Source organism: Sessilibacter sp. MAH3, assembly GCF_054658275.1.
On record NZ_BAAGIE010000058.1, the window covers coordinates 1 to 4,869 of the forward strand.

Annotated in this window: 3 protein-coding genes; all 3 read left to right on the forward strand. The window is 40.6% G+C overall.

Annotated features, from left to right (window positions below):
* Positions 1-412, forward strand: a 412-nt coding sequence (locus tag ACYQ2C_RS18455) for a hypothetical protein (RefSeq protein WP_460104632.1), incomplete at its 5' end; no start/stop codon positions are given.
* A 1,315-nt stretch (positions 413-1,727) separates the two neighbouring features.
* Complete coding sequence (locus ACYQ2C_RS18460; RefSeq protein ID WP_460115734.1) at positions 1,728-2,273, forward strand: Rcat domain-containing protein; 546 nt, start codon at positions 1,728-1,730, stop codon at positions 2,271-2,273.
* Between the two features lie 509 nt (positions 2,274-2,782).
* Positions 2,783-3,316 carry a hypothetical protein gene (locus tag ACYQ2C_RS18465; protein ID WP_460104636.1) on the forward strand — a complete coding sequence of 178 codons (534 nt, stop codon included), beginning with the start codon at positions 2,783-2,785 and terminating at the stop codon, positions 3,314-3,316.
* Positions 3,317-4,869: the final 1,553 nt, after the last annotated feature.

The window sequence follows — 4,869 nt, forward strand, 5'->3', positions numbered from 1 at the left end:
ACGCCCAATTTGCAAAAAGCGCAAATTGGGCTGGACTCGCTCCACGATGTTCCGCTCGCCGGTTGTGTGGGCGTTAGCAGTACAGAACATGAAACCAGATATCAATCAAGTTAGATATATGCTTCATAATAGGACTCAGGATTTATTGAGTCTTATGGAACAGGAATCCAGATACAATATTGAGAACGGGGACAACTACCCTAAAAATCGAGATGAGTCATATTTCTTCAACTTGGTTACAAGGTACGTGTGGTTTGTTGCTAAGTATGGGTTCAACGTGAAAGAGGCGCGCGATGGAGATAAATTCTATGTCGCACACCCTGAATACTTTGAACAATGGCTTTCAACTGGCTGTGTTGTGTTACACCAGGAAGAGCTGGATGCATATTTTAAGAATAATCCAATGGTGTAGAAATACTGCTAACAAGTTTGTCAACCGGAACCAAATTACTGCGCGGCTTTTGTGTTCGCTGCGCTTTTAACACAAAAACCGCTCCGCAATGCGGTCCGGTTACAAATGCGTTAGAACTGCTCAGTAGTTTTATCAGTGGTAAATTCTAAGTGTTACGTAAACTGGAAGTTCTGGTTCTTGGTATTTTTAAGTAAGGTGTAAAAAGTTGACAGCTACAAAATCGTGGTAGCCAATTTGTAGTAAAAGGTAGGTTTATGTTGGGCAGTTTTGCTCTTCGTGGTTTTAATAAATAATGTAGCTGCGTAAATTCAGGTAGTTTCGTTCTTCGTGGCTCAAATTGGCAAGCTTGGTAGCAGAAAGTAAGGTAGCTCACGTGTTTGGTAGTACACCTTTAGCACCGTAAAATAGTTGTTTTTGTGGTTGTTCTAACAAGTTGCTGTTATTCGTTCCGGCCACAAAATGTGGCCTCCACCGGACGCGCTAAGGCGCGCCGCAAAGCAAAGCGTTAGAACTACTCAGTGGTTTTATTAGTAGTAAATTTTAGGTGTTAGGTAAACTGAAAGTTTTTGTTCTTTGTAGCTGAAAATACAGTGCTAAATCCTAGACGTACCAAAATCGTGGCAGCCAATTTTTTAGTAAAAAGGTAGATTTACATTTGGCGGTTTTGTTCTTCGTGGTTTCAGTTAGTAAGGTGGCGCGTAAAGTTTGGTGGTTTCGTTCATCGTGGCTCAAATTGGTAAATTTGGCCGCAGAAAGTAAGGTAACTCAAATGTTTAGTAGTACAAGTTTAGTAATGCAAAATAGCTATTTTCGCACTTGTTCTAACAAATTGCTCTTATTCGTTTCGGCCACAAAATGTGGCCTCCACCGGACGCACTAACGCGCGCCGCAAAGCAAAACGTTAGAACTACTCAGTGGTTTTATCAGTAGTAAATTTAGGTGTTACGTAAACCGGAAGTTCTGTTTCTTGGTGCCGTCAAATAAGGTACAAAATTAGAATAACTACAAAATCGTGGTAGCCAATTTGTAGTAAAAGGTAGGTTTACGTTGGGCAGTTTTGCTCTTCTTAGTTTCAATGAGTAATGTGGTTACGTCAGGTTTGCTAGTTTTGTTTTTCGTGGCTCAAATTGGTAAATTTGGTAGCAGAAAGGGAGGTGGCTTAAATGTTTAGTGGTACACATTTAGCAATGCGAAATAGCTATTTTTGTACTTATTCTAACAAGTTGCTCTTATTCGTTCCGGCCACAAAAGACGTGGCCTTCACCGGACGCGCTAACGCGCGCCGCAAAGCAAAGCGTTACGTGTACCAATGAGTATGGATGAATACACCGAGATTAAATCTCCGGAAGAACTAGAACAGTTTCTACATGAAAAGGTTACTTTTCATGATGGCATGCTGAAAGAGATGCAGATAATTAACCGTGGGTATGTGATGGAGAATAAATCCATGAACATGGATCACAGGTTTGATGCGAAAATACTATTTCAAACACAGTGGGACCCCGTAGCTTTTGAAATAGTTTGCATTGGTGTAAACCACCTAAATGCTACTGGCCCGGAAGAGTTTATGGGTAGCTCAGGAAAATTCATTGAATCTCCTGAGCAGCTAATAGAGTTGTCACTAGATGGTGATTTTATAATCCAATGCAAACAGCTGTTTTATAAAATCACCCCAGACCTACATGGCAATAATGAACATTTAGGCTCTCAGGTTCCAAGTATTAATATGGTGCCGGCTGTAAAGCTAGAAAAAAATTGGCGGCAATGTAGTGAGTGCAGCAATGCGTGGGAGGTTTCTCCAGAAATTAAAATCGCTACTTGCCCTTCTTGTAACAAAGTAACGTGCGCAGGCAACACGTAACAAACGCATGTTGTCGGACTGGTTTTCCGCTGCGCTCCAAACCAGCCGCAAATGCGGGCGTTATATTTTCCAAATCATCAGTCCAACAAGGAGGTTTTAGGACCAGCTTACTGAAATTCACCTCTGGTGATTGTGTTGGCAAACGCCATACAAACATCAGGAACCATTTTATGGAAATAGCCAGTATATATATGGCGATTAAAGTCACAACGGCAATCGTTGTGCTAGCCACTGCATCTGTGAAGCTATACAAAGAAACACAGAAGTAAGCTATAGATCGTAATGGACACTTAGCCTAGTTAGGGCTTCAGTACCAACTGATGAAATGGTAATTTAAAAAATAAATATTAAGTTAGTAGCGTCTTTCTCTTTTTAAAGTTTGGCGCTCACAAATATAACAAGTAGGTCAAGTTCGTTACGCCAGCCAAGCTGGCTCCACGGGACGCCAAAAGCTTCTCTTTTGTCGCCCCTTACCTAAACGTTAGCACTAAGAGGCGGGAAAAACATCAATGACGATACTTTACGAATATAAAGTACCAAAGGATCTTCTAGCGAAATTAGTAAGAGATGGACGAAAGGCTCATCTTCATTCTAAGAATGCTGAAGAGTTTTGTGACAATTTATTTAATTTTTGTATTACTGCGCATGCACTACGGGACTGGTGCATTAAGTCATTGAATCTATCCGGGACCGCGAAGGAGGATTTTCATAATAGATGCAATGCTTCAAATTATTTGCAGTATTGTAGAGATATTGCAAATACGACAAAGCATTTTTCCTTAGATGGAGATAGAACTTCGTCAGTAACTGGCACAACTCAACATAGTGCTGAGGTGGTGTCAGTTACAGTAAGTGGGGAAGTAATTGAAGGGAGCGCTTCGCTGTCTCAATCGGCTCTAGTTCATGTAACCGATGGAAATCCAGTTGAAGCATTTCGCGTTTTGATTGGAACAGTTCAAGAATGGAACAGGATCTTCACTGAGTACGGCATACCAGGTGACGATCGTTCAAATAGCGCACTTATAGCTGCTCAGTGGTGCTAACAAAGCGTTCAAACTCGTTCCGGCCTTCGGCCTGCACTGGACAGCCAAAGCTGCGCTGCTTTTGTGCATTTGCTACGCAAATTGTTGCACAAAAGCATCACAACTTTGTCTGCCGTTTAACGCGGCGTTAGAACTACTCAGTGGTTTTAACAGTGGTAAATATTAGTTGTTACGTAAACTGAAAGTTTTCGTTCTTGGGGCTTTAAAATAGAGTGCAAAATATTAGCAACTACAAAATCGTGGCAGCTAATTTTTAGTAAAAGGTATATTTACGTTGAGTAGTTTTGCTCTTCTTAGTTTCAATGAATAAAGTGGTAGCGTAAGTTTGGATAGTTTCGTTCTTTGTGGCTTAATTTGGCAAACTTGGTAGTGGAAAGTAAGGTAACTTAAATGTTTGGTTGTATACTTTTAGTGCTGCAAAATAGTTATTTTTGCACTTGTTCTAACAAGTTGCTCTTATTCGTTCCGGCCACAAAAAACGTGGCCTCCACCGGACGCGCTAACGCGCGCCGCAAAGCAAAGCGTTAGAACTACTCAGTGGTTTTATCGGTGGTAAATATTAGTTGTTACGTAAACTGAAAGTTTTCGTTGTTGGTGTTTTTAAGTAAGGTACGAAAGTAGAACAATTACAAAATCGTGGCAGCCAATTTGTAGTAAAAAAGTAGATTTACGTTGCGCAGTTTTGCTCTTCTTAGTTTCAATGAGTGAAGTGGTTGCGTGAAGCAGAGCAGTTTTGTTCTTCGCGGTTTCAATTAGTAACGTGGCACGTAACGTTTGGTAGTTTCGTTCTTCGTGGCTGAAATTGGCAAACTTAGTCGCAGAAAGTAAGGTAGCTTAAATGTTTGGTGGTACACCTTTAACACTGCAAAATCGCTATTTTTGTACTTGTTCTAACAAGTTGCTCTTATTCGTTCCGGCCACAAAATGTGGCCTCCACCGGACGCGCTAACGCGCGCCGCAAAGCAAAGCGTTAGAACTGTTCTGAGGTTTTGTCAGTGGTAAATTTTAGGTGTTATGTAAACTGAAAGTTTTCGTTCTTAGTACTTTCAAGTAGAGTGCAAAATATTAGCAGCTAAAAAATCGTGGCAGCAAATTTTTAGTAAAAGGTAGGTTTACGTTGGGCAGTTTTGCTTCTCATTGTTTTAATCAGTAATGTGGTTGCATAAAGTTGGGTAGTTTCGTTCTTCGTGGCTCAAATTAGCGAAATTGGTAGTTGTAAGTGAGGTAGTTCAAATGCTTGGTAGTACACTTCTAGCGCAGCAAAATAGCTATGATCGTGGTTGTTCTAACAAGGTTATCAACCCGACCTTCACTACGTTGCTTCGTTTGCGTTTAATCGCTACGCTAACGCAAACAAATCAACTCCGTTTAGGCGGGTTATAACAGCGTTAGAACTATTCAGTGGTTTTATCAGTAGTAAATTTAGGTGTTACGTAAACTGAAAGTTTTCGTTCTTGGTGCTTTCAAGTACAGTGCAAAATGTTAGCAGCTACAAAATCGTGGTAGCTAATTTTTAGTAAAAAGGTAAATTTTCGTTGGGCAGTTTTGCTCTT

Excerpts from the sequence above, each read along its gene's own strand:
- ACYQ2C_RS18465 (WP_460104636.1), top strand. The coding sequence starts at position 2,783 with ATGACGATACTTTACGAATATAAAGTACCAAAGGATCTTCTAGCGAAA.
- ACYQ2C_RS18460 (WP_460115734.1), top strand. The coding sequence starts at position 1,728 with ATGGATGAATACACCGAGATTAAATCTCCGGAAGAACTAGAACAGTTT.